The sequence below is a fragment of the Telluria sp. AZSoR62 genome, from assembly GCF_058111565.1.
This window is the reverse complement of sequence record NZ_JBYTST010000045.1, coordinates 1-635: the sequence shown is the minus strand read 5'-3', so window position 1 is coordinate 635 and position 635 is coordinate 1. Positions and strand designations below refer to the sequence as shown.

Sequence of the window (635 nt, the reverse complement as noted above, 5' to 3'; positions counted from 1 at the left end):
AGTCCCTCGTAAAATATGTCCCTGGAGAAATCGTTAGGAACGATAGCCTAGTCATTAAGGCTCTTAAGACTAAACCGCCCCTACGCTACACCGAGGATACGTTACTCGGAGCGATGGAGACTGCTGGTCAATTTGTAGAAGACGAGATTGAACGCGAAGCTCTCAAAGAGCGCGGCCTGGGTACACCAGTCACTCGATCAGCGATGATTGAAACACTGCTTTCAACGGTCGACGGGAAAGGACGGAAAAAAGAGGCGTATCTGCGCCGTGAAAAAAAGTTTGTCGCACCAACAGCGAAGGGAATGGAAGCCGTCCGCTTTTTGATTGAAAGCGGTATCAACCAACTCACTTCGCCTACGATGACCGGTGATTGGGAGTACAAGCTCCGGCTGATGGAAAAAGGACAATACTCCCGCGGTGTTTTCAAACGAGAGCTTAGCGAAATGACCGTCGGCATCTGCGAAATCATGAAGCAGAAATACGCTGGGGTTGACGTAAAAACGCTAAAAGCAGCGTGTCCTAAATGTGGTGCAGGTATAGAAGTCGCGGCCAGGACGTTTGCTTGTGAAAAAGCATGCGGATTCACTATTTGGCGAGAGATCGCTGGAAGGACGCTGAAGGTCAGTGAAGCTGAA

General features: G+C 49.8%; 1 protein-coding gene. It reads left to right on the top strand.

Annotated features, from left to right (window positions below):
• Nucleotides 1-29: 29 nt before the first annotated feature.
• A partial coding sequence (locus AC3XQU_RS22765) for a DNA topoisomerase (protein WP_489876437.1) occupies nucleotides 30-635 on the top strand: 606 nt, incomplete at its 3' end.